Source organism: Streptomyces sp. CB02980, assembly GCF_014451325.2.
GTDB lineage: Bacteria > Actinomycetota > Actinomycetes > Streptomycetales > Streptomycetaceae > Streptomyces.
In genome coordinates this window covers 719,007-742,244 of record NZ_JACSCH020000001.1, presented here as the reverse complement: position 1 = coordinate 742,244, position 23,238 = coordinate 719,007, and the positions used below count along the sequence as shown (strand labels likewise).

The 23,238-nt window shown below is 72.8% G+C and carries 20 protein-coding genes; 10 read left to right on the top strand and 10 right to left on the bottom strand.

Translation table 11 applies throughout. The features are described from left to right. Window positions 1-31: 31 nt before the first annotated feature. The 5 genes from E0F75_RS03385 (at window position 32) to E0F75_RS03365 (ending at window position 4,883) form a co-directional block, all read left to right on the top strand. Entirely contained in the window at window positions 32-451 is a 420-nt protein-coding gene (locus E0F75_RS03385) for an ACT domain-containing protein (protein ID WP_187620887.1), read from the top strand. Window positions 452-459: 8 nt separating this feature from the next. Then, window positions 460-663 carry a hypothetical protein gene (locus E0F75_RS03380; RefSeq protein ID WP_187620886.1) on the top strand — a complete coding sequence of 68 codons (204 nt, stop codon included), beginning with the start codon at window positions 460-462 and terminating at the stop codon, window positions 661-663. Window positions 664-1,102: 439 nt separating this feature from the next. Beyond that, window positions 1,103-3,943, top strand: a complete 2,841-nt coding sequence (locus E0F75_RS03375; protein ID WP_374115363.1) for an AAA family ATPase — start codon at window positions 1,103-1,105, stop codon at window positions 3,941-3,943. 56 nt (window positions 3,944-3,999) lie between these two features. Continuing rightward, on the top strand, window positions 4,000-4,500 hold the full coding sequence (locus tag E0F75_RS03370; protein WP_073902472.1) for a hypothetical protein: 501 nt from the start codon (window positions 4,000-4,002) through the stop codon (window positions 4,498-4,500). Between the two features lie 17 nt (window positions 4,501-4,517). Beyond that, complete coding sequence (locus tag E0F75_RS03365; RefSeq protein WP_187620885.1) at window positions 4,518-4,883, top strand: RNA-binding S4 domain-containing protein; 366 nt, start codon at window positions 4,518-4,520, stop codon at window positions 4,881-4,883. A 45-nt stretch (window positions 4,884-4,928) separates the two neighbouring features. Here E0F75_RS03365 and E0F75_RS03360 read toward each other — a convergent pair whose 3' ends face one another. The 3 genes from E0F75_RS03360 to E0F75_RS03350 all read right to left on the bottom strand — a co-directional run bounded on the left by E0F75_RS03360 (window position 4,929) and on the right by E0F75_RS03350 (window position 10,697). Next, on the bottom strand, window positions 4,929-7,127 hold the full coding sequence (locus tag E0F75_RS03360; protein WP_187620884.1) for a germacradienol/geosmin synthase: 2,199 nt from the start codon (window positions 7,125-7,127) through the stop codon (window positions 4,929-4,931). 159 nt (window positions 7,128-7,286) lie between these two features. Then, entirely contained in the window at window positions 7,287-9,218 is a 1,932-nt protein-coding gene (locus tag E0F75_RS03355) for an N-acetylmuramoyl-L-alanine amidase (RefSeq protein ID WP_187621030.1), read from the bottom strand. A gap of 351 nt (window positions 9,219-9,569) precedes the next feature. Continuing rightward, on the bottom strand, window positions 9,570-10,697 hold the full coding sequence (locus E0F75_RS03350; RefSeq protein WP_187620883.1) for an aminoglycoside phosphotransferase family protein: 1,128 nt from the start codon (window positions 10,695-10,697) through the stop codon (window positions 9,570-9,572). A 231-nt stretch (window positions 10,698-10,928) separates the two neighbouring features. Here E0F75_RS03350 and E0F75_RS03345 point away from each other — a divergent pair, with 231 nt between their 5' ends. Further along, the gene (locus E0F75_RS03345) at window positions 10,929-12,422 is read left to right on the top strand and encodes a hypothetical protein (RefSeq protein ID WP_187620882.1); all 1,494 of its coding nucleotides are present in this window, start codon (window positions 10,929-10,931) and stop codon (window positions 12,420-12,422) included. Window positions 12,423-12,687: 265 nt separating this feature from the next. Here the strand turns inward: E0F75_RS03345 and E0F75_RS03340 are convergent, their stop codons facing one another. Beyond that, on the bottom strand, window positions 12,688-14,157 hold the full coding sequence (locus tag E0F75_RS03340; RefSeq protein WP_187620881.1) for a PP2C family protein-serine/threonine phosphatase: 1,470 nt from the start codon (window positions 14,155-14,157) through the stop codon (window positions 12,688-12,690). A gap of 512 nt (window positions 14,158-14,669) precedes the next feature. On the opposite strand from E0F75_RS03340, the gene E0F75_RS03335 reads away from it, so the two are divergent. Next, window positions 14,670-15,677 carry a hypothetical protein gene (locus E0F75_RS03335; protein ID WP_187621029.1) on the top strand — a complete coding sequence of 336 codons (1,008 nt, stop codon included), beginning with the start codon at window positions 14,670-14,672 and terminating at the stop codon, window positions 15,675-15,677. A 30-nt stretch (window positions 15,678-15,707) separates the two neighbouring features. Here E0F75_RS03335 and E0F75_RS03330 read toward each other — a convergent pair whose 3' ends face one another. After that, window positions 15,708-16,385, bottom strand: coding sequence for an NADPH-dependent F420 reductase (locus tag E0F75_RS03330; protein ID WP_374115359.1), 678 nt, complete (start codon window positions 16,383-16,385; stop codon window positions 15,708-15,710). Between the two features lie 135 nt (window positions 16,386-16,520). Between E0F75_RS03330 and E0F75_RS03325 the strand changes: the two genes are divergently transcribed. After that, window positions 16,521-17,030: a GNAT family N-acetyltransferase gene (locus tag E0F75_RS03325; protein ID WP_229312455.1), complete on the top strand. Its 510-nt coding sequence runs from the start codon at window positions 16,521-16,523 to the stop codon at window positions 17,028-17,030. Window positions 17,031-17,049: 19 nt separating this feature from the next. Here the strand turns inward: E0F75_RS03325 and E0F75_RS03320 are convergent, their stop codons facing one another. After that, window positions 17,050-17,601, bottom strand: a complete 552-nt coding sequence (locus E0F75_RS03320) for a YdeI family protein (RefSeq protein WP_187621028.1) — start codon at window positions 17,599-17,601, stop codon at window positions 17,050-17,052. A 186-nt stretch (window positions 17,602-17,787) separates the two neighbouring features. Here E0F75_RS03320 and E0F75_RS03315 point away from each other — a divergent pair, with 186 nt between their 5' ends. After that, window positions 17,788-18,726, top strand: coding sequence for a carbohydrate kinase (locus E0F75_RS03315; RefSeq protein ID WP_187620878.1), 939 nt, complete (start codon window positions 17,788-17,790; stop codon window positions 18,724-18,726). Here E0F75_RS03315 and E0F75_RS03310 read toward each other — a convergent pair. The 3 genes from E0F75_RS03310 to E0F75_RS03300 form a co-directional block, all read right to left on the bottom strand. Continuing rightward, a complete protein-coding gene (locus tag E0F75_RS03310) occupies window positions 18,704-19,993 on the bottom strand; it encodes an ATP-binding protein (RefSeq protein WP_187620877.1) in 1,290 nt (429 codons plus the stop codon). The genes E0F75_RS03315 and E0F75_RS03310 overlap by 23 nt on opposite strands. A 341-nt stretch (window positions 19,994-20,334) precedes the next feature. Next, on the bottom strand, window positions 20,335-20,688 hold the full coding sequence (locus tag E0F75_RS03305) for a DUF805 domain-containing protein (RefSeq protein ID WP_187620876.1): 354 nt from the start codon (window positions 20,686-20,688) through the stop codon (window positions 20,335-20,337). 190 nt (window positions 20,689-20,878) lie between these two features. Next, on the bottom strand, window positions 20,879-21,238 hold the full coding sequence (locus tag E0F75_RS03300) for an SPW repeat protein (RefSeq protein WP_229312454.1): 360 nt from the start codon (window positions 21,236-21,238) through the stop codon (window positions 20,879-20,881). Between the two features lie 374 nt (window positions 21,239-21,612). On the opposite strand from E0F75_RS03300, the gene E0F75_RS03295 reads away from it, so the two are divergent. Further along, window positions 21,613-21,981, top strand: coding sequence for a cupin domain-containing protein (locus E0F75_RS03295; protein WP_187620874.1), 369 nt, complete (start codon window positions 21,613-21,615; stop codon window positions 21,979-21,981). A 304-nt stretch (window positions 21,982-22,285) separates the two neighbouring features. Here E0F75_RS03295 and E0F75_RS03290 read toward each other — a convergent pair whose 3' ends face one another. Next, the gene (locus E0F75_RS03290) at window positions 22,286-23,236 is read right to left on the bottom strand and encodes a TauD/TfdA family dioxygenase (RefSeq protein ID WP_187620873.1); all 951 of its coding nucleotides are present in this window, start codon (window positions 23,234-23,236) and stop codon (window positions 22,286-22,288) included. Window positions 23,237-23,238 lie beyond the last annotated feature (2 nt).

Sequence of the window (23,238 nt, the reverse complement as noted above, 5' to 3'; positions counted from 1 at the left end):
GCCGCCGGGCCGGGCGCCTACCCTGGCGGCCATGAACGCGGAACGTGATCTGACCCGGCTGCTCGCCGGGATGCGGCCGGAACTCGACCCCGGCCGCTACGTCTTCACCACGGTGGACGGCCCCGCCCCGGCCGGGGTCGCCCCGGTGGTCACCGTCACCGAGGACGAGGGTCTCACCCTCGTCGTACGCCAGGAGGAGGCGGACGCCGCCGCCCTCCCGTACGACTACGTGGCGGGCCGGATCACGCTGCGCGTGCACTCCGCACTCGACGCCGTCGGGCTGACGGCCGCCGTCGCCGGGGCGCTCGCCGCGGCGGGACTCAGCTGCAACGTGGTGGCGGGCTTCCACCACGACCACCTCTTCGTGGAACACGCGCGCGCGGAGGAGGCGTTGGCCGTGCTCGAACGGCTCGCGGAAGGCGGCTCCGGCGACCCTCAGGGGCATCCTTAGGGCCGGTCGTGGGGCACACGGGCGAGGTCGTCGGTTACCAGACGTTCGGCTTCACTTCCGCGGACGGAGAGCGGCAGGTCGCCCTGGCCGTCAACACCGGCCTGACCATGACGGACGCGGCCGCGACGGCCGCGACGAAGGTGCTCTCCACCGCACTGCACCGAGCCGAATATGCCACTGACGACACGACGGTATTTTGCTTGGCCGTTTGACCGCCCCAGCTCACTCCTTCGGGCGTACGCTGGGACTTTCGCGGGGCATCCCGCTCGGCACTCCTGACCGTGCGCCGGGCGCGCGCCCCCTGTGTGGGGGTGGAACGTGGCACGTCAGGACGGCGGGTCGGCCCGTCAGGGAGTCGGCCTCTTCGAGCGCGAGGCGGCGCTCACCGCTGCCGAGGAGGCGCTCGACCTCCTGACAGGTCTGGCGGACGAGCCGTTGTGGCCGGTCGCCGTACCCTCTCCCCGCGAGACGCGGGGCCCGCACCTGGTCGCCGTCCCCACCCGGACCTCCGGCCAGGACGCCGATCCGGCGACCGGCCCGCTGCCCACACCGCCCGACAACGACCGGGTCCCCGGCGGCCGGACCGGACTGCGCCCCGTGCCCGACGCCGGCCCCACGTCGCCCCCGGAGCCCCGTCCCGGCCCCGGTTCCGTGTTCACCTCCGCAGCCGACGAGAGTGCGACCTCCGCGCGCCCCCAGGTCGTCCGCCGCGGCGGCATACTCGCCTACGCCGCCCCGGCCGGCCTCGGCAAGACCACCCTGCTCGCCGAGATCCGGCGCCGCGCCGGCGCCCGCGGCTGCACGGTGCTTTCCGCGCGCGGCGGCGACCAGGAACAGCGGGTCGCCTTCCACGTCGCCCGGCAGCTCCTCCAGCCGCAGCTGGCCCACGCCACCGACGCCGAACTGCGCGAACGGCTCGGCTCCTGGTACGACATCGTCGGCCCCGCCCTCGGGCTCCGCGCCTCCGCCGAAGGCTCGCCGCCCGACCCGCAGGGTCTGCGCGACGGGCTCGACTGGGTCCTCACCCATCTCGCCGTACGCCGCGCTCCCCTCGTCGTGGTCCTGGACGACGTCCACTGGGCCGACCCCGAATCCCTCGGCTGGCTCGCCGCGTTCGCCCCGCGCGCCGAGGAGCTGCCCATGCTCCTCGTCGTCGCCTACCGCCCCGACGAACTCCCCGCCGAGGGTGTGGAGTTCACCGGCCGCCGGTCCGGCCAGCGCCCCCTCGACCTCGCCCCGCTGACCTCGTCCGCCGTGGCCCGGCTCGTCCGCGACCGCGTCGGCGCCCACGCCGACGACAGCTTCTGCCGCGACTTCTGGTCCGTCACCGCCGGCAACCCCTTCGAGGCGGTCGAACTCGCCGCCAAGGTCCGCGACCAGGGCCTCGAACCCACCGCCGACGGAGCCCACGAACTCCCCGACCTCTCCGCCGCCCTCAAGGGCAGCGGCCTCGTCACCCGGCTCGAACGGCTCGGACCCGCCACCGTCCGCCTCGCATGGGCCTGCGCCGTCCTCGGCACCGAGATCTCACCCCAGCTCGCGGGCGCCGTCGCCGGTCTCGGCGGCGAGGCCGTCGCCGACTGCGCCGCCCGGCTCCGCGAGGCGCGCGTCCTCGCCGAGGCCGAACAGGCCGACGATCCCCTCCAGTTCACCCACCCCCTCATCGCGACCACCGTCTACCGGTCCATCCCGGACGCCACCCGCGTCGCCCTGCACGGTCAGGCCGCCTGGTGCGTCGTCGACGCCGGACTCGGCCCCACCGCGGCCGCCCGCCATCTCCTGGAGACCCACCCCGACGGCGACCCCTGGGTCGTCGGCCAGCTGCGCGCCGCCGCCGGCGAGAACCTCCGCGCCGGAGCCCCCGACGCGGCCCGCCGCTTCCTCGCCCGCGCCCTGCGCGAGCCGCCCGCCCCCGACGACCGGGCCGCCGTCCTCTTCGAACTCGGCTGCTCCTCGCTCCTCACCGAGCCCGCCACCACCGTCAACCATCTGCGGGCCGCCCTGGAGGAGCCGGTCAGCGACCCGGCGCTCCGCCACGGCATCGTCTACCGCCTCGCCCAGGTCCTCGCCCACAGCGACCGGCTCGTCGAGGCCTCCGAGCTCCTCGGCGAGGAGGCCCGGAAGGCGACCGACGCCCGCAGCCGACTGCGGATGCAGGCCGAGAAGTTCATGTGGGACGCCCTGCGCGCCGACGAACCGGAATCGCCCGCCCGGTCCCGGCGCCTCGCGGCGCTCGCCGACCGGCTCACCGGCCGCGACGTCACCGAGCGGTACATCATCGGACTCCGCGCCTGGGACGCCACCCTGCGCGCCGAACCCGCCTCGCTCGCCCTCAAGGAGGCCGAACGCGCCCTCGAAGGCGGCCTCACCTGGGCCGACGAGAGCCGGGGCTTCGAGGTGCCGGTCCTCGTGGCCCTGCTCCACCTCTACGCCGACCGGCCCGGCCGCGCCGAGGAACTGTTCGCCGCCGGAACCGCCGAATTCGAGAAGCAGGGCTGGCGCGGGGCCCACCTGGCCTTCGCGTACACCCTCATCGGCTACATCCGCTTCCGGCGCGGCCGGCTGATGGAGGCCGAGGACTTCGCCCGCGCCGGACTCCGCCTCGCCGAGCGCGTCGGCGCCCGCACCCCCGCGCTCTGGTACGCCACCGGTGTCATGATCGAGGTCCTCATCGCCCGCGGCCGTACGGGCGAGGCCGTACGGGTCGCCCGCGAGCACGACTTCGGCGAACCGTTCCCCGCCGCCATCACCATTCCCGACTGCGAGACCGTCCACGCCGAACTGCTGCTCGCCACCGGCCGCACCCAGGAGGCCGCCGAGGAGCTGGCCGCCGTCGGCAGGCGCCTCGACCCGCGGGGCAAGCGCAACCCCTCCTGCTGCCCCTGGCAGCTCCACCTCGCGCTCGCCGAGGCGGCGACCTCCCCGTCGAAGGCCCTCGCCACCGCCCACGAGGCCGTCGCCCGCGCCCGCCAGTACGGGGCGCCCTCCGCGATCGGCCAGGCGCTCCGCGTGACCGCCGAGGTGTCCGAGCCCGCCGATCGCGTGAAGCTCCTGGAGGAGTCCGTCGACTGGCTCGACCAGTCACCCGCCGCGTACGAGCTGGCCCGCTCCCTCGTCGCCCTCGGCGCGGCCCTGCGACGCACCGAACGGGCCGCGGAGGCCGCCGAGCACCTCTACCGGGGTCTGGAGGCCGCGCAGGACTGCGGCGCCGACGCCCTCGTCGAGGTGGCCCGCGCCGAGCTCGCGGCGGCCGGACTCCGCCCCCGGGCGCTCCACCCCGCGGGCACGGACACGCTCACCGCCCGTGAGCGCGCCGCCGCCGATCTCACCGTCCGCGACCAGGACGCCGGCGCCGTCCTCGGCGTCGACGCGACCACCGTGGCCCGGCTCCTCTCGGCCGTCTACCGCAAGCTCGGAACCGACCGGACGGGCCTCGCGCAGGCCCTCCGGAACACCGGGCGGGAGCCCCGGGACCCCGCCGGACAGGACTGACCGTCCGGACCCGCCCGGCGCGTCGCATCGCGCGCCGGGGCACGTACCATGGCCGTATGTCCTTCCTCCGCCGCCGCAGCGCCGCCACTCCCGCGGGCCCGGACTTCGATGTCCTGGCCATGGACCCGGGGGACTGGCCCGGCAACCTCGGCGCCGGCCTGCTGCCCGCTCCCGACGGCTCCTGCCAGGGCGTCTTCCTCCGGTACGACCTGTTCGGCGGCCGCGGCCCCGCGATGATCATCGGCAACCTGCCCGAGGGCTCCCCGGCGCGCGAGCTCACCGACGGCCAGATCCCCTTCGAGGTGGCCCAGCTCCTCGCCGCCCTCGAGAACGACGAACCGGTCGAGGTCCTCGACACCGAGGACGTCCCCGTGATGCAGGGCGACAACCTGCTGATCGTCCGTCGCCTCAAGCTCTCCGAGAGCCGTATCTCCTGCGTCCAGTTCGACCGCAGCGACAACGTCCTCGTCACGATCGCCAGTTGGGACCGGCCGATCACCGACGACCTGTACGCGCTGCTCAAGCCGCTGCCCGCCGAGCTGTTCCAGCAGGGCTGACGGGGGAGCGGGGGCCGATGAGCGCACGCGTCGACAGCTGGATCTGGGCGGTCCGCCTCACCAAGACCCGCGCCCAGGCGGCCGCGGCCTGCCGGGCCGGACACGTCAAGGTCAACGGCGAACGGGCCAAGCCCGCCCAGGCGGTGAAGCCCGGCGACGAGGTCCGGGTCTTCCACGGCGGGCGGGAACGGATCGTCGAGGTCAAGGAACTCCACACCAAGCGGGTCGGCCCACCGGTCGCCGTCGAGGCGTACGTGGACAACAGCCCGCCCCCGCCGCCGCGCGAGCACGTCGCCGTCGCGGCCGTACGGGACCGGGGCGCCGGCCGCCCCACCAAGCGCGACCGCCGCGAACTCGACGAGCTGCGCGGCCGTCACGGCTGATCGCCGGCGCGCGGAGCGGCCCTCGGGGCCGCTCCGCCCTCCGCCTCAGACCCTGACCGGCCCAAGGAGATCCGCCATCCGGGCCGCCGAGGTGCCGAGACCGGTCGGCCCACGCCGCAGCAGTGCCGTACCGCTGCCCGCGTGCACGTCCTCCGCCCCGTAACGCCGCACCTTCCGGTGCCAGTTCAGGATGCCCGCGAGCCAGTCCTCCAACTCCCGCAGATAGGACTCGAAGGCGGCGCGCCCCGCCGCGCCGAGCCCGAACTCCTGGTACATCAACGGGACTTCACGCGCCTTGAGATGCTCGTACTGGCGCAGCCGGCCCCGCATCAGGTCGTCGACCATGGCCACCGCCGTCGGGTAGTCGCAGTCGAAGAACTTCTGGAGCACCAGCACGCCGTTGTGCACCTCGCCCTCGACCTCGATCTCCTTCTGGTACGAGAACAGGTCGTTGATCAGCGTCCCGTAGTCCATGACCGCGTTCTCCAGGGCGCGCACGGTCCCCGACCGGAACAGCTCCGGCGGCAGCACCTCGTCGTGCCGCAACCGGCACATCAGCATGGTCAGTTCGGAGCCGAAGGTGCTGCGACGCATCTCGATGTAGTCGACGGGGTCGGGAACCCGGTGCTGCGCCTGGTTGTGCAGCTCCCACAGCCAGCTGTCCAGCATGACGTCGAGCGCGTACCGCAGTTGGGTGCGGGCCTCCGCCGCCATGGGCCCCGCGGTCCGGGCCCAGAGGTCGGCGAGCGAGCGCTCCATCGGGTTCACGGCGAGCGCCGCACCCGCGGCCGGATCCTCCAACAACAGGCAGGACTTGAACCGGTCGGTCTGCTCCTTCGCCCCCAGCAGGTTGCGCGAGCGGCCGAAGACGGAGGGGTAGTAGTCGTCCCCGTACGTCCCCCAGGTCAGCCACTCAGCGCTGAGCTCCAGCTCCTCCAGGGTGGCGTCCGGATCGAGCCCGGCCGAGCACAGCGCCAGGTCGAACCCCTCCGCCAGCGGCCGGTCCCAGATGTCGTCCAGGAGCCCGAACCGCTCGGCCCAGTCGAGCGACAGCCGGCGCGCCTCCGCGTGGTGCGGGCTGAGGGCGAGCGGGTACGGCAGGTCGAACTCGGGCAGCAGCGACGGGCCCACCTTCCGGTGCGGCACGTGGGTGAGCGCCCGAAGCCGCGACGCCGCAGGGCGCCCGAAGAGGGTGCGGATGTCGAGCGCGGAGGTGCCGAGGACCCCTTCGAGGTGCGAAGGGCCGCCGACCATGCCCTCGTTCATGTACCGGCTGGAGCGCATGTGCCACTCGTGGCCACCGGACTGCCAGTCCTGCAGCCCCTTCGCGTACGCCGCGACGGCCGCGCACTCGGCCGCGTCGAGACCCTTGCCGGCGGCGAGCAGCGGCACTTCGGTGAGGGCCGTGTTCTCGAACTGCTGGAGCCGTGAGGTCAGCAGGTCGTTGACGGCGTTCGCCGCCTCCTGGGTCGTACAGCCGAGGAACTTCTCGAGGACGAGCACGCCGTTGCTGTTCTCGCCCTCGTCCTCCACCTCGCGCTGGTACGAGAAGAGGTCGTTGCGCAGATGGACGGCGTCGGAGAAGGCGTCCCTGAGCACCCGCAGCGGCCGCGAGTACGCCACCTGGGCCGGGACCTCCGCCCCCGCCGCGTACTCGACGAGCCCCGCCGACCAGGGCGCGCCGCCCACCTTGCGCCGCATCTCGATGTACTCGACGGGGTTGGCGATCCGCCCGTCGTTGATGTTGTCGAGCTCCCAGAGCGACTCGTACAGCAGATGCTCCGTCGCCTCCGCGAACCGCACCCGCCAGCCCGCCGACATCGAGGGAACGGTCCGCCGCCAGAGATCGGCGAGCCCCGCCTCGACCGGGTTGGTCGGCTCGGGCATGCCCGCCGCCGGATCGGCCGGCATGAACAGCGGCAGCCGGTCGAGATAGGCCTTGCCGCCCGCCCGGTCCTGGGGCCGCTTGAAGATCTCCAGGAAGTGGTCGTCGAAGAAGAAGACCCAGGTGTACCAGTCGGTGACGAGGTCGAGGGCCTCCTTGTCGCAGTCGGGATGGGTGTACGAGCAGAGCAGCGCGTAGTCGTGCGAGTCGAGGTCGTGCTGCTCCCAGACCCCCGAACCCTCCAGCATCCCCATCTCCCGCGCCCAGTCACGGGTGTGCGTGCGGGCGGCCTCCACATGGGGATTGAGCCGCGCCGGATACGGAACATAGAAATCCGGCATAACGAAGGGCTGAGGCATCTGCTGAGGGGCCTTCCGGTGAGCATGGGCTGTGTCCGGCCCACCTTTACCCGTAGCCCGTACGGCGCACGCGATCTCCTGAATAGTCCTATGAACGCCGAAGGGGTGGTGTCGGATCGTTCATCCGGCACCGCCCCTCGGCTTTCGGCCATGCTTCCGTCAGGACTGGGAAACCCGCACGTCAGCAGCCTTCACAAAGGCCACCCGGTGGCCGAACTGGATCTGGTAGTACTCCTCCTGCCCCCGGACGACCGTGTGCCCACTGCTGTCGAACACCGGCGCGAAGTAGTACTCGCCCGGGGTCCGTCCGCCCACCACGTACCGCTGACCCGCAAGCAGCCGGTACGGCAGCGGCGACACCGCCTGCACCGGCACACCCGCCGGATACGCCGAGGCCTCCGGATACGCCCGCCCGTACACCGGCACCGATGCCGACCCCTCGCGGGGTGTCAGGACGAGACCGCGCGCGTTCACGGCGGTCGGCTCCTTCGCCGGATTGTGGAACCAGGCCTTCTGCCCGAGGTACCAGACCGCCGTCCACTCGCCCCGGCGATCCGCCACCGCGTAGCTCTGCCCGGTCGATGCGCGCGCCCCCGTGTCGTTGACCCCGGTGGTCGACTCCTGCCCGTCCGGCCGCAGGCCGATGTCCCTCACCAGGGGCGCGTCGGCGCTCGGCCCGGTGTGCAGGCGCACCGCCCCGCTGCCGTGCGGCGCGCACGCCTCGCCCGCCGTGACACAGCCCGTGTAGACCGGCCGGTGGGAGCCGTACGCGGGCCGGATCGTCACCACACCGGCCCCGGGACCGGCACTCGGCGTGATCGGGCGGCCGAGCAGCTTGAAGTAGTGCGCCCAGTCCCAGTACGGCCCCGGGTCCGTGTGCATGCCCTTGATCGTGGACGTCACCGTGCCCGGCACGTTGTCGTGGCCCAGGATGTGCTGCCGGTCGAGCGGGATGTCGTACCGGGCGGCGAGATACCGCACGAGCCGTGCCGACGACCGGTACATCGCCTCCGTGTACCAGGAGTCCGGCGCGGTGAGGAAACCTTCGTGCTCCAGGCCCACGGACTTGGCGTTCACGAACCAGTTGCCCGCGTGCCAGCCGACGTCCTTGAGCGCCAGGTGCTGGGCGATGTGCCCGTCGGAGGAGCGCAGCGAGTACTGCCACGAGACGTACGTCGGGTCCTGCACCAGCTTCAGGGTGACGTCCCAGGTGGCCTCGGTGTCATGGACGACGATGTAGTCGATCGACTGGGAGACCGGCCGGTTCGCCTTGTCGTGATTGCCGTAGTCGCCGTCGCCGAACTCCTCGTACGGCGCCGGGATCCACTCGCAGGCCACCGTGCGCGGGCACTCCACCGGGCCGCCGGCGGGCCGGCGCAGGCCGAGACCGGCGACCTGCGCGGTGTCGGGCGCGACCGCCGGGGCGGCCGCGAGCGTCACCACCTGCCCGCTGTCCGTCGTCCGCGACTCGCCGGACCGGATCACGTCGAACACGTCGTCCGCGTACCTGGCGGCGGTCGCCGAGTCGTCGGCGCCCGAGTACCGCGCCACCGCCCCGTACCAGTCGGCCGGGTCCGTGCTCGCCGGACGGCCGGACTCCCGCTGCGCGGCGGCGAGCAGCACCGCCCCGCCCTCGATGTTCGCGGCCGTACGGGTCCGCAGCTCCTCGGCCGGAATCCCGGACAGCGCGGACGCCCGCTCCAGGGTGCGCAGCCGCGCGGGAAGCGAACCGGCGGCCGGGACGGCGGCGGACCCGGGCGCCCGCGCGCCGGAGCGCACGGCGCGCGAGGAGTCACCGCGTGGGTCCTCCGTACCCTCCGAGTGGTGCGGGGGCGCCTCGGCCAGCGCCGTCACCGCGTCCGTCAGATGCATCGGCCCGTAGCCACCGGTCACACTCGGCGCACCACCGTGGGCGTCCCAGCGCGACTGGAGGTACGAGACGGCGAGCAGCACACGCTCCGGTACGCCGTGCCGCGCGGCCGCCCGCGCGAACTGTTCCTGGAGGACACCCGCCTCGGGCACCTCGGCACCGGCCGGCGGGGCGGCGGACAACAGCGGGAGCAACAGGGCGGCGGACGCGAGGGCGCCCAGGGCCTTCGGCAGACGACGTGACCGTGCACGTCTGAGGGACGCGGAACGGAGCAAGGCAGCCTCCAGGGGCGGGGGGTGACACCGGGGCGTGCGGGACCGAACCCGTACAGGGGTATCGGCTCCCGGACGATCCGTCAATCACGCACGCGCGACGGGAAGTTCCCACGTCAGAGCGGGAATGGAGGCCATCCGGCGGAGTTTCGCGGAGACGGGTCCCGGGCCTGGGACGCGTCAGTGGAGTGGACCATTGGCTCGGCCCGCCCGAGGGCGGAGGTGCCGGTGCGCCGCGTCCCGGTGTGTCGGCACCGGGCGCACGGCGCACCCCCCGTGTCGTCGGTCGGGCCCGCCTGTTCAGCGCGTCCCGACCGCCGCGCGCACGGCCCGCCGTGCCATGGCGCAGTCGTCGTGCAGCCGCCTCAGGAGCAGCCGCTGTTCCTCACCGGGCGCGAGCGCGCCCGTGGGCACCGGTACGGAACCCGCCGGCGGAGCCTCCTTCATGGTGCGCTGCACCGCCGTCTCGTAGGTCCGGATCTCCCGCGTCAGCACGATCATCAGGTTCACCAGGAAGGCGTCCCGGGAGGCCGGGCCCGCCTGTTGGGCGAGCTGACTGATCTGGCGCCGGGCGAGCGGCGCGTCACCGAGCACGGCCCAGAGGGTCGCCAGGTCGTAGCCGGGCAGGTACCAGCCGGCGTGCTCCCAGTCGACCAGGACCGGTCCGGCGGGGGAGAGGAGGATGTTGGAGAGCAGCGCGTCACCGTGACAGAACTGGCCCATGCCCTGGCGGCCGCCCGCGTGCGCCAGACCGTGCAGCAGCTTCTGCAGGTCGTCCCGGTCCCGGTCGGTGAAGAGACCGAGCTCGTGATAGCGGGTGATGCGAGTGCCGTAGTCCAGCGGCGCGTCGAACGTCCCGGCCGGCGGCCGCCACGCGTTGAGCCGGGCGATCGCGCCGAGCGCGGCCCGCACATCGGCGCGGGGCGGAGCCTCGACGGGGTGGCGCGAGAGCGCCGCCGCCCGTCCGGGCATCCGCTCGATCACCAGCGTGCAGTTCTCCGGGTCGGCCGCGATCAGCCGGGGCGCCCGCACCGGCGGACGGTGGCGGACGAAGGAGCGGTAGGAAGCTATCTCGTGCCTGAACTGCTCGACCCACGCGGGGGAGTGGTCCAGTAAACACTTCGCGACCGCCGTGGTCCGCCCGGTCGTTCCGACGATCAGTACGGAACGCCCGCTGCGCCGCAGCACCTGCACCGGGTTGAACTCCGGGCAGATGCGGTGGACGGAGGCGATCGCGATCTTCAGCTGCGCCCCCTGGGGGCCGGACAGATCGATTCTCCCGCTGATCGGCTGGGTACCCGTGCCCGCCACCCAGCGCCTCGGCCGTACGGCCTGCGGGGCGGGAGCGAGGTAGGGCCCGGCGCCTGCCGGGACGATGCGGTGCTGCGGCCGGGGCGGGGCGGACACGGAGGACGATGCTGTGTACATGGGTGACAGATCCCTTCGTGTGCCGACGAGTTGCGTGCGTCGCCCCGCCCGCCCCCGGTCCGCACCCTGGGGAATGAGGGCCGGTCGGCGGGGCGGGGTGGCGCGTTCCTACCTGACACCCGCGTGCGGGTGGCGGAACATCGAGCGGGCCCTGGCGAACCCTGGCGAATTGTCGCCAGGCCTATGACAGCGGGCTACTGTCAACTCAGCCGAGAACCTGGGGGCTTAGACGTGACCGGACAAACCAACACCCGCCTGGCAGACCTGTTCGGCCTGGCCGGATGGTCCAAGGGCGAACTCGCGAGACTCGTCAACCGGCAGGCGGCGGCCATGGGCCACCCCCAGCTGGCGACCGACACCTCGCGGGTGCGGCGGTGGATCGACCGGGGCGAAACCCCCCGCGATCCCGTCCCCCGGGTGCTGGCAGCACTGTTCACCGAGCGACTCGGCCGTGTCGTGACCATCGAGGACCTCGGGTTCGTACGACACGGGCGCAGCGGAAAGCGGCAGGACGTCAGGAAGACGGAGAACCCTGACGGGCTGCCCTGGGCACCCGATCGTACGGCGGCGGTCCTCACCGAATTCACGGGAATGGACCTCATGCTCAACCGACGCGGCCTGGTGGGCGCGGGTGCCGCGCTTGCCGCCGGCTCCGTACTCAGCAATGCCATGCACGACTGGCTGCAGACCGACCCCGCTCGCCAGGGAACCCCCCAACGGGCCACCGATCCCCTCCACGCCGACCCCGCTGGGTTCGACCGCTACGAGGCCGCCCCCATCGGGTCGGAGGAGATCGAGGCGCTGGAACACTCGGTGGAGGTGTTCCGTGCCTGGGACGCCTCTCGGGGTGGCGGACTCCAGCGCAAGGCCGTGGTGGGCCAGCTCAACGAGGTGGGCGGCATGCTCGCCTACCGCCACGCCGACCACCTGCAGCGACGCCTCTGGGGCGTCGCCGCCAACCTGGCCGTCCTGGCCGGCTGGATGTCCCACGACGTGGGCCTCGAACCCACCGCACAGAAGTACTTCGTGATCGCCGCCCACGCGGCCCGCGAGGGCGGCGACCGGCCGAGGGCCGGCGAGGCGCTGTCCCGTGCCGCCCGCCAGATGGTGCACCTGGGCAGGCCCGACGACGCCCTCGACCTGATGAAGCTCGCCAAGGACGGCTCGGGCGAACGCGTCCTGCCCAGGACCCGGGCCATGTTCCACACGATCGAGGCCTGGGCGCAGGCCTCGATGGGCCGGGGCCAGGCCATGCGCCGCACCCTCGGCGAGGCCGAGGACCTGTTCGTGTCCGACCGGCGCGACGAGGAACACCCCAGCTGGATGCAGAACTTCGACGAGGCCGACATGCACGGCATGCAGGCCCTCGCGTACCGCACCCTGGCGGATCACGACCCGGCCGCGGCCGTACCCGCCCAGCGCCACGCCAAGCTGGCGCTCGAACTGCGGCGCGGCGGTCACGACCGCTCGAAGCTCTTCGACCACATCTCGCTCGCCTCGGCCTGCTTCATCGCCGACGACCCCGAGCAGGCCGACCGGTATGCCCGGCTCGCCCTGATGTCCATGGGGGAGACCTCGTCCCACCGCACCTGGGACCGGCTCCGCGAGATGTACCGGCTGACCGGGCAGTACGCGGGCTACGCGAAGATCGAGCACCTTCGCGAGGAGATCGAGCTGGCACTGCCGAGGTCCCCGGTCAACCGACCGAGGACGGGGCAGGCCTGAGGGGCCGAACTCCGGGGGCTAGGTAGGGGAGCCCCACGTACGGTCGATGCGCGCGGTCGTCAACGGGCTGTCCCCGAGCGGCAGTCGGTGACCCGGGCTGTCGATGTCGGGATCGCCGAAGTCGCGGTTGTCGATGACAGGGTGGTTCCCTGTGATCGCGCTGCCGTGCCACAGCGTCGTGGCGCGCCAGTGCGCAAGGCCGCTGTCGCGGTCTCACGGCGGGCCCCGCCCCGGCAGGCCCTGCGCCCGGTCGTCGCCCGGTGGTTCAGCGTCCGACCCGGACCACCATCACACAGGCGTCGTCCTCGCGCTGTTCCTCGCCGAACTCCTCGACCACCGCGCGCACACCGTCCTGGGCGTCCCGCGCCCCGATGAGCCGCCGGCCGAGCGCGAGCAGTCGTCGCGTGCCCGTGTCGTCGTCCGGACCGCTGCCACGGGTGAGCCCGTCCGTGTGCAGGACGAGCAGGTCACCGGGGATCAGCCGGGTTTCGGCCTCGCCGTACACGGCCCCGGTCGTGGCCCCGAGGAGGACGCCTTCGGGCCGCCGGAGGACGTGCCCCGTCCCGTCGCGGAACAGCAGCGGGGCGGGGTGGCCGGCCTGCGCCCAGGTCAGTGTCTGGGCGACCGGGTCGTAGCGGCAGCACATCGCACTGCCGAGCGCCGGCTGTACGGAGGTCTCCAGGAGCTGGTTGAGATGACCCATCAGGGCGGCGGGCCGGATCCCGGCCACGGCCATGCCGCGCAGCGCGCCGAGGAGCATGGCCATCGAGGAGGTCGCGGCGACCCCGTGGCCCGTCAGGTCACCGACGGTGAGCAGTGCGTCCCCGTCGGGCAGGGCCAGTGCGTCGTACCAGTCGCCACCGATGAGACCGGTGCTTGCGGCCGGGAGGTAGTGGGCGGCCACGTCCAGCGGAGCGGGGCCGTCGTGGGCGAAGCGGAGCGAGCCGCGCCAGGGCGGGAGCACCGCTTCCTGGAGTTCGACGGCGACCCGTCGCTCGGTCTGCTCGATGTGGCGGCTGCGCTCCAGGCTGTCCCGGCTCTCCCGGACCGCCCGCTCGCTGCGCCGCAGTTCGCTGACATCGCGGAGCACGGCCCACATCGAGGCGGTGCAGCCGTCGGCGTCGAGGACGGGCTCGCCCGTCATGTGCAGGGTGCGCACGCAGCCGTCGGTCCGCACGATCCGGAACTCGCCGTCGATCGGCTTTCCGTCGATCAGGCAGTCCGTCACCATCCCCTGGAGGACGGACTGGTCCTCGACGAAGACCATCGTGGGCATCTCGTCCAGTGACATCGGGCCGCTCTCGCGCGTACGCCCGAAGATCTGGAACAGCTCTTCGGACCAGCTGACCTCGTCGGTGAGGAGGTTCCACTCGGCGCTGCCGACGCGGGAGAGCAGGGAGCCGGTGCGCTGCGGGGCGATCTCGCCGTACGCGGTGCCGGGGGCGGTGGGGAGCGCGGTGTCGGGGACCGGCTCGGCGGGCTCCTCGATGACGACCTGCTCGGGGACGCCCGCACGGAGCTGACCCAAGTGGGCTCCGAGGTCGTCGAGTTGGTGAACGGCCAGGTCGCACAGGGCACGCTGCCAGCGCTGCTGGGGGTCGTCGTCGTTCACCACGGATTCCCGGCGCACGGCGACGAGTTCGCCGCGCAGGCGGCGGGTCTGTGAGATCAGCGCGTCCACCGCGCCCGGCTCCGGCTGCTGGGCGGGGCGATCCGCGAACAGTGGGGACGGCATGTCGTACTCCGATACAGGCGCGGCACGGCCAGGCCAGGTGTGAAAGTGAGGCCCGCATACGACTGTTGCACAGCCCGGCACAGCCCGTAAGGGATTTGGCAACACTCGATCCGGTGGTGCTTCTGGCATATGTCAAAGGCCCAGCGATTATCGGCCAGGGCACGACGGGTTACGGTGCGGGGGTGGTGAACGACGACGGAATCGGCACGGTGAGCACGCGCACGGCGGTCACGGGCGGGGCGGGTACGGGGGCGGGCATGACGCCGACGACGGGTGTGGTGCCGACGGCCCACGCGATGCCTGCGACGGGTGTGGTGCCGGCGGCCCACGCCATGCCGACGACGGGTGTGGTGCCGGCGGCCCACGCCATGCCGACGACGGGTGTGATGCCGGCGGCCCACGCCGCTCCCGCGGCGGGCGTGACGCCTCAGGCCCGTACCGGCGCACCGGGAACCGCCGCCACCGGCACCGCCTTTCTGCTCGCCGCGGCGCCCGCCGGGCGCGGGCGCGCCATGGACGCCGCGTCCGTGCTGCCGGCCCTCGCCGCCGTGCCGCCCGGTGTCCTCACCGGAACAAGCACCGCCACGCTCGTCGAACTCGCCGATCCGCTCGACCCGCAGACCGTCCTCACCCGCCTGCGTGCCGCCGCGGCGAGCCCGGGTCCGCTCGTGCTCTGCCTCGCGGGCCAGCTCCATCTCGACCGCCGGCAGCAGCTGCCCCACCTCGCCCTCGCCCGCACCACCCCGGCGACCCTCCGCTACACGGCGCTGCCCTGGCACTGGCTCGCCGTCGAACTCGCCGCCCGTGCCCCCGGCACCACGACCGTCGTCGCGGACCTCGCGGCGGACCCCGCCGTTTGGGAACGCCTCACCACCACACGGGACCTCCTGCATCTGGGACCCGGTCCGACCCTCTACGGGAGGGTGACCCCCGCCCCGCGGAGGGGCGAGCCCCTCGCGCCCGCCTATCTGCGGTCCTGGGCGGAGCTCTGGCGCTCAGGCGCCCGCCTCCCGTACGCCACGCTCCACGCGGAGGCCGCCGCCCACGCGGCCGGGGCCGCGCCGGAGGCGTTCCTCCTGGCACCCGCCCCCGCTCCCGTACCGGTCGTGGAGCAGGACCCGCACCCAGCGATCCTGGCCGCCGCGACGGCCGGGCGTCACGGCGAGGCGGCGGCGGTGGCAGCGGCCTGGGAGCGCGAGGCGCTGCGCCGCCACGGGCCCCGGTCCGCGGAGGCCGTCCACTGGACGGAGGTGCGGGCCGACCTCGCCCGCCTCGCCGGGGAGCCCGCCCGCAGCTGCGAACTGTGGCTCTCCGCAGCCGAGGCCCGGCTCGCGCTGGGGCAGCGCACGGACGACGCCGACGTCGAAGGGGCCGTGGACCGGGCCCACCACCAGTGGGAACGGATCGGCGACCGGGCGCGGGCCCGCGCCCTCGGGCCCCTGCTCATCGCCCTGCGGCAGCGGGTCCCGGGCCGCCGGCCCGGAGCCCTGGCCGCACTGACGCGCCGCATGGCGGACTGAGCCGGTACGGACGCCGGCGGGGGTGATCGGCTAGTGGTCGAGGCCGCTCCCGCCCGAGGTGGGGAGGACGACCCGGATGCCGAACTCGTAGGTGCCCGTCGCCGCCGCGATCCCGATGAACAGCAGGGCGAAGTTCTCCTGGCCCCGCGCCGTCGCGATCCCACCCAGGTCGAGCTGCGCGTCGTCGGCCCAGCCGAGGTCGCCGACCAGACCGCGCACCACCTTCTTCGCCTCCGCGTCCTCGCCCGAGAGGAACACCGTGGCCGGGCCCTCCAGGGAGTCCGGCGCGATCATCACCTTCCGGTCGACGGTGCAGAGCGTCTTCACCACCCGTGTCTCCGGGAACGCCTGCTGGATCTCCTCGCCCAGGCTGACGCCCGGGTGCGAGAGCGATCCGTCATCGAGGAAGCCGACCCCGACGTCAAGAACGACCTTGTCGGCGAGCGCCTCGGCGCCGATCGTGTGCAGCAGGGCCACGGAGGCCGTGCCCGGGGTGGCGTTCACCAGCACCTCGGCGTGCGCCGCCGCTCCCGCCGGGCTGTCGATCCGTAATCCCGACGAGGTGAGTTCCTTCAGCTTCGCGAGCAGTTCCGGGTCGTCCGGCCGACGTGATCCGAGGACCACGTCGTGGCCGGCCCGCGCCCACGCCGAGGCGAGTGCCTGTCCTACATTTCCCGTACCGAGGATTCCGATTCGCATGAGCGTCATCCTGGTGCCGCCGCCCCCGCCCGCACCTCGGCCCGGAGACCGTACCCGCGTGGGCCCCTCGTCCTAGGCCGAATCGCCGACCGGATCCGATCACCGATCCGCCGACCGCGTGTCGGGGCTGAGATGATCGGACGTATGACCACCTCGTCGATCTCAGCCCCGACACCGGGGACCGCCCCCCTCACCACGGAGCGGCTCCTGCTGCGCCCCGTGCGCGCCGCCGACGTGCCGGCGGTCACCCGGCTGTGGACGGACCCCGAGGTCAGGCGTCATCTGGGCGGGCCCGTCGCCGAGCAGGTCGTACGGATCCGGCAGCGGCGGGTCCCCGGGGCGCCCGGCGTGTACGCGGTGGTGCGGACGGCCGACGAGGTCCTGCTCGGCCTCGTCACGGTGGAGCCCGCGGCACGGGAGGGGGAGACGGAGGTCTCGTACCAGTTCCTGCCCGAGCACTGGGGGCACGGCTACGCGCGCGAGGCCGTGGCCGCCGTCGTCGAGGCGACGCTCCTCGGCACCCCCAGCGTGGTCGCGCTGACCCAGGAGGCGAACCACCGCTCCCGGCGGCTCCTGGAGGCCGTCGGCATGACCCACGTCTCCTCGTTCGTCGAGTACGACGCCCACCAGGTCCTCTACCGCCGCAGCCGCTGACCTCCCGGCCCTCCGTCGCTCACTGGACCTTCTCGCCCGCCGCCAGCTTCGCGATCGTCCGCTCCAGCCGCTGCGCACGGCCCTTCTCGGTGCGGGCCTGCCACAGCTTCATGATGATCAGATACCGGTCGGTCTTCCCGAGCGCCTCGTAGCCGGCCCGTGCCGCCTCGTCGGCCGCGAGTGCCGCCGCGAGGTCGTCCGGCACGGTCGCCTCCGCCTGCGAGGGGTACGCGGACTCCCACCGGCCGTCCGCCTGCGCCGCCCGCACCTCGGCGAGGCCCGGCTCACGCATCCGCCCCGACTCGGTGAGCACCGCGACCTTGCGGACGTTCACCTGCGACCAGAGGCTGCGCGAGCGCCGCGGCGTGTACTTCTGAAAGTAGTACGCCCCGTCCCCGCCCTTGCGCTGTCCGTCGATCCAGCCGAAGCAGAGCATGCTGTCGAGGATCTCCGGATTCGTCAGCGACGCGCCCCCCTTGCCCTTCTTGGCGATCATCAGCCAGATCCCGGGCCGGTCGGCATGGTGACTCTCCAGCCATGCCTCCAGTGCCGCGGTCTCCGTGAAGGTCATCAGGTCGAGTCCCTCGTACTGCTCCACCGGACCGGCCCCCTGTCGTCGTCGCTCGTCGCTCCCGGACGTCGCCCGCAGCGCTCGTGACCACGATATGGGCATCGCCCGGTCGACGACCGCCCCGCTCCGGTGCGGCACGCGGCCACGTACGATCTGCGGATCGTCCACGCCAAGGAGCTCCGACCCATGTCCTTCCTGGTCATCGGCGAGTGCGTCGCCGACATCGTCCGCGCCCCGGCCGGCTCCGACGCCGCCGACCGCGTCCACCCGGGTGGCAGTCCCGCCAACGTCGCCTACGGTCTGGGGCGGCTCGGCCGGGACGTCACCCTGCTCACCCAGCTCGCCGACGACCCCACCGGGCGGCTCATCGAGGCCCACCTCAAGGGCGCGGGCGTCCGGGTGGCGGTCGGCGACGTGCCCGAACGCACCCCGTCGGCGGTCGTCGGCCTCGACGCGCGCGGTCAGGCCTCGTACACCTTCGACATCGCCTGGACGCTGAAGGGCGGGGCGCCGGCCGAACTGGTGCCCCGCCATGTGCACATCGGCTCGATCGCCGCCGTCACCGCGCCCGGCGCGGCCGCCGTCCTCGCCGAGACCGAGCGGCTGCGGGAGCGCGCCACCGTCAGCTACGACCCCAACGTGCGGCCCGGACTGATGGGGGAGCACGGGTCGGCCGTGACCCGCGTCGAGCGCTGCGTCGCCCTCAGCGACCTGGTCAAGGCGAGCGACGAGGACCTGGCCTGGCTGTACCCGGGCGAGGATCCGCGCACGGTCGCCGCCCGATGGCTCGCCCTCGGCCCGGCCGTCGTCCTCGTCACCCTGGGAGCGGCCGGGTCGTTCGCCGTCACCCGCCACAGCACGGTCGCCGCCGAGGCGCCTTCGGTCACCGTCGTCGACACGGTCGGTGCGGGCGACTCCTTCATGTCCGCCGTCCTCGACGCACTCGCGGGGTGGGAGCGGGACGCCCTGGGCACACTCGGCGCCGAGCACCTCGCGAGGCTCCTGGGGAGGGCGGGCGCGGCAGCGGCCGTCACCGTCTCCCGGGCCGGCGCCCAGCCGCCCGACCGGACCGAACTGGACGCCGCCCGCGCGACGTTCGCCCTCAGGTCCGTGCGTGCGTGGTGATGTCCGAGGCGAACTGCTCGACCATCTCCGGTGTGACCGTCGGCCGGCACTCACCGATGGCGGCCAGATAGTCCGCGGTGCTCGCGCCCGGCACCGGACCCTCGCCGCCCCGCCCGCCGACGGCGAACAGATCCCGCTCGAAGGAGGCCTGGGCGGCGATCCGGGCCGCGTGCTCGATGTCGGCCGGGGTGAACAGGTCGCTCGCCACGACCAGTTCGTCGATGTCGACGTCCGTCCTGCCGTCGGTGTACCGGGCCCAGATCGCCGCCCGCGCTGCCTTGTCCGGCGTACCGATCGGGATGAGGTAGTCGAAGCGGCCGGGCCGCAGGAACGCCGGGTCCAGTGAGCGGATCGAGTTGGTGGCGCAGACGAGCAGCCGCTCGTCCCGCTCCCTGAACCCCGGTATCAGCTTGAGGAGTTCGTTCGTCACCCCGTGCATGCCACCGGGCTGCGCGGGCTCCGAGCGTACGGGCGCGATCTCCTCGACCTCGTCGATGAAGACGAGCACCCGCTCCAGCTCCGCGATCCGCGCGAACGCGGACCGCAGGGCGGCGGCGAGGTTCCCCTCGTCGGCGAGACGGGACGGCAGGATCTCCACGAACGGCCAGCCCAGCCGGGAGGCGATCCCGCGCGCGAAGGTCGTCTTGCCGGTGCCCGGCGGACCGAACAGACAGACCGCGCGCGGCGGCCGCACCCCGTGCCGGCCGGCCCGCTCCGGCTCGGCGAGCGGCAGCACCACCCGGCGCTCGATCAGGTCCTTCTCCCGCTCCATGCCGGCGACCTTGGCCCACAGGTCGCCGGGCAGGAGCCGGCCGCCCAGATCGTCGAGGAGCCCGGCGGCGGGACCGTGCAGCGGCTCCACCTTCTCGAAGTACGCGACGGCCGGCCGGCGTGTGTACCCGGCGTTGAGGAGACCCTCGCCGAGGAGGTCCTCCTCCGGCAGGACGTACGCGATCCGCCCGACCCGGGCCGCCACCAGCCGCCGCTCCAGCTCCACGAGAAGGGCGCTGGCGAGACCGCGGCCGCGCCAGACCGAGGAGATCGCGATCCGCATGACCCACGCCCGCTCGCCGGAGACGGAGGCGAGCGCGGCGCCGATGGGGACGCCCTGGTGGACGGCGACCACGGCGGGCTGGCGGGTGGTCAGGGCGCTGATGCACTCGGCCAGCGAGAACACGGACTCCTGACCGAGCTCCGCGGTCGTGTCGATCAGATGGACGACGGCGGCGAGATCGCTCTCGCGGTAGTCGTGGATGTGCCAGTTCACCGGTGGTACCGCCCCTCGTTGGTGCCGTTGCGGCGAGGCTAGGCGGGGGCTTCGGTCCCGGTCGTGCGCCATCCTGCACAAGGCGGCGCGGGCGAACGCGCCGTGGCGGCTCTATGCGGCAGCGGCGCCGTGCCGCGGGATGACGTGCCGCGCAAGACGTGCCGCGCGATGACGTGCCGCGGAAGACGTACCCCGGTCGGCACGTTGGATCGCCCTCCGATACGCGGAAGGCCCCCGGAGGATTCCTCCGGGGGCCGCATGCGCGTACGAGGCCTTCAGTAGGCCTGGCCTTCAGCGGGCCTGACCTTCGGCAGGTCGGGACCCGCCGAGGGTCGGGACCGTCAGTAGGCCGGGGCCAGCTTCGGGTTCGGGCCGTGCGCGTTCTCGTGCTGGTCGCCCTCGGTGGCCGCGAAGACGATGAGGACGATGAAGCCGACGAGCGGCACCAGGCCGATGAGGACCCACCAGCCCGAGCGGCCGGTGTCGTGGAGTCGGCGGACGGTCACACCGAGGGACGGCAGGAAGACGGCGAGCGAGTAAAGCGTGCTCAGGAGCGAGAAGTCGAGCGCAAAGCCGATGATCATCAGCACGACCGCGATGATGAAGTTGAACAGCTCGAACATCCAGAATTCCTGGCGGCGTGCCCGGCCGTTGAAGACCGCGTACTTCTTGATGACGTCGAGGTACCAGTTCACTTTGTCCCCCCAAGGACTGGGTATGCGAGCGGGAGCCTGTCCCTGTGGAGCAAGCTTTACGCAGAACTTAGGTGGCTGAAACCACATGGGTCAATTCGTTACCGGGCAGTGGCCGTTCCGGGGCGGAAAACAGTGAACGGCGGCACCTCCGGGGGTGGAGGGGCCGCCGTTCCGGGAGAGGATCAGAGCGTCACGTCCTTTGCTTGGTCATGAGCAGTCCGCCGGCCGTGAGGGAGAACAGGCAGACGCACGCGCCGGTGATGACGTTGCTGAGGATGGTGCCGGTGTCGGGGCTCGACCCGACCACCCACGGGGCGACGATCAGCCACGCACCCATCAACAGGACGACGAAGTTGAGGTCCTGGGACCGCTCCGGAACCATCGACATGCACAGGCCGAGGACCGCGAGGGCGATGCCGACGACCAGGTTGCTGATGGCGAGCGCGGGCTGGGTGGCGGAGAAGTGGACCGTCCACGCGGAGATCGCGGCGTAGATACCGGCGAGGATCACGAGTTCCTCGACCGCCGCGACACCTCGGGTCTGGAGCATACGGGCATACCGGTCCCGCATTTCCGGCGCATCGGGGTGTCCTGCGATATCACCAGGACGGTGAGAGACGTCGGCCATACGACTCGCCTCCTTCTGGCGTCATGCACGTCTGACCGCACTTGCGGCAAATGCTGCCGCTGCTTCATTGTGCTCTTATCTGGCCTTTATGTGTAGGTCTGCCCGGTAAGGGATGCGCACAGAATTTGAGCTGCGGATATGCGTGGACCCGCCAAATGGCGATCTCCGTTCAACAAAAATTCAATGCAAATATGAACCACTTGCGGCATGGGTATGCAGAGGTGCCCGCTGGATTGTCGCCGCGTAGCCTGGAAGTGGACTCGGGGATTCCGCCTCTCCATCGCCGGGAGCGAATGATGGCCGGCATCGTCAAGAAGAGCTTCGACGCAGCGGACGAGACCCGCCCCTTCGAGGACGGCAAGGGCAGGCTCGACCTGGTCAGCGGTAAGAGCGGTGCGGTCGGCCGCGCCGTGTTCGAGCCGGGCTGGCAGTGGTCCAAGCACGTCAAACCGATCGCCGGCACCGACAGTTGCCAGGCGTCGCACATGGGATACATCGTCAGCGGCCGGATGAAGGTCGTCATGGACGACGGCGAGACGACCGAGTACGGCGCCGGGGACTACATGGAGGTCCAGCCCGGCCACGACGCGTGGGTCCTCGGTGACGAGGCCTGCGTCGCGCTGGACTGGACGGGCTTCGCCGACTACGCGAAGCCGTCCGGCTGACCGGACAAGCCAAGCCCTCCATGTCCTGACGCGACCAGCGGCGGCGCCCCCGGGTCAGCGGTGGCCGAAGCGCACCCCTTCCCAGGGGACCCGGCCGTCCGAGAACGACTCGGGACGCCGCTGGTCCAGGCTCCGTGAGGGGGCGGCCTCGATCACCGGCCCCGCCCCCTCGGCCCGCAGCAGCCACTCGGGCGGCGCGTCGCGCAGCCGTCGGCCACCTCGCGATGGGGAGCCGGTCCGAGGCCGGCCAGTGGGTGTAGCCGCCCCGCCGCCCGGGCCACGATCACTTGGGGCGGGACGCCGGTCATACGGCGGCGGGCTCCTCCGTCGAGTCGCCGGAGGCGATGCCGAACGCCGGGTCCGGGACGGACTCGGGCGCGAGGAGGACCGAGGCGCGTCCGTCCACGCCGACCGGCACGTCGCCGTCGACGGTCACGCGGCGCAGCTTGCGCACGTGGTCGTCGGAGTCGTCCACGCCGTAGTGCTGGGTGGCGCGGTTGTCCCAGATGGCCACGTCGCCGACCTGCCACTGCCAGCGCACCGTGTTCTCCGGCCGCTCGACGTGCGACTGGAAGAGGCCGAGCAGGGCGCGGGAGTCGGCGCCCGTCAGTCCGCTGATCCGCTGGACGAAGTTGCCGAGGAGCAGGGTCCGCTCGCCGGTCTCGGGGTGGACCCGCACCACCGGGTGCTCCGTGAGGAACTTCGTGGAGGCGAAGATCTCGCGGAAGCGGGCGAGCTGCTCCGGGAGGGCGCCGGGGCGCAGGGCCGCGTAGTCGTAGTCGTTGGAGTGCTCCGCGCGCAGGCTGTCGGCCAGGGCGCGCAGCGGCTCGGGGAGGTTCTCGTACGCGGTGGCGGTGTTGGCCCACAGGGTGTTGCCGCCGTACGGCGGGATCACCACCGCGCGCAGGATCGAGAAGGCGGGGTAGGCGGGCACGAAGGTCACGTCGGTGTGCCACTGGTTGGCGCGGCCGCCGTAGTCCGAGTCGATCGGGAAGGAGTAACGGCCGTCGGCCGAGGGGACGGTGGGGTGGGCGACGGGTGTGCCGAGGAGCCGGCCGAAGGCCTCGTGGGCGTCCTCGTCGAGGTGGTCCTGGCCGCGGAAGAAGACGACCTTGTGCGCGAGGAGCGCGGAGCGGATCTCGGCCACGGTCTCGGCGGGCAGGTCGCCGCCGAGGCGGACGCCGGAGATGACGGCGCCGAGGCGGCCGCCGACCTTCTGGACGGTGACGGACTCGGTGCTGGTCGCGGTCGACATGG

Coding starts and splice junctions, on each gene's coding strand:
- E0F75_RS03350 (WP_187620883.1), bottom strand. CDS start 10,697: ATGTACACAGCATCGTCCTCCGTGTCCGCCCCGCCCCGGCCGCAGCAC.
- E0F75_RS03330 (WP_374115359.1), bottom strand. CDS start 16,385: ATGACGCTCATGCGAATCGGAATCCTCGGTACGGGAAATGTAGGACAG.
- E0F75_RS03360 (WP_187620884.1), bottom strand. CDS start 7,127: ATGCCTCAGCCCTTCGTTATGCCGGATTTCTATGTTCCGTATCCGGCG.
- E0F75_RS03370 (WP_073902472.1), top strand. CDS start 4,000: ATGTCCTTCCTCCGCCGCCGCAGCGCCGCCACTCCCGCGGGCCCGGAC.
- E0F75_RS03335 (WP_187621029.1), top strand. CDS start 14,670: ATGGACGCCGCGTCCGTGCTGCCGGCCCTCGCCGCCGTGCCGCCCGGT.
- E0F75_RS03315 (WP_187620878.1), top strand. CDS start 17,788: ATGTCCTTCCTGGTCATCGGCGAGTGCGTCGCCGACATCGTCCGCGCC.
- E0F75_RS03295 (WP_187620874.1), top strand. CDS start 21,613: ATGGCCGGCATCGTCAAGAAGAGCTTCGACGCAGCGGACGAGACCCGC.
- E0F75_RS03365 (WP_187620885.1), top strand. CDS start 4,518: ATGAGCGCACGCGTCGACAGCTGGATCTGGGCGGTCCGCCTCACCAAG.
- E0F75_RS03325 (WP_229312455.1), top strand. CDS start 16,521: ATGACCACCTCGTCGATCTCAGCCCCGACACCGGGGACCGCCCCCCTC.
- E0F75_RS03290 (WP_187620873.1), bottom strand. CDS start 23,236: ATGTCGACCGCGACCAGCACCGAGTCCGTCACCGTCCAGAAGGTCGGC.
- E0F75_RS03300 (WP_229312454.1), bottom strand. CDS start 21,238: ATGCTCCAGACCCGAGGTGTCGCGGCGGTCGAGGAACTCGTGATCCTC.
- E0F75_RS03385 (WP_187620887.1), top strand. CDS start 32: ATGAACGCGGAACGTGATCTGACCCGGCTGCTCGCCGGGATGCGGCCG.
- E0F75_RS03320 (WP_187621028.1), bottom strand. CDS start 17,601: ATGACCTTCACGGAGACCGCGGCACTGGAGGCATGGCTGGAGAGTCAC.
- E0F75_RS03340 (WP_187620881.1), bottom strand. CDS start 14,157: ATGCCGTCCCCACTGTTCGCGGATCGCCCCGCCCAGCAGCCGGAGCCG.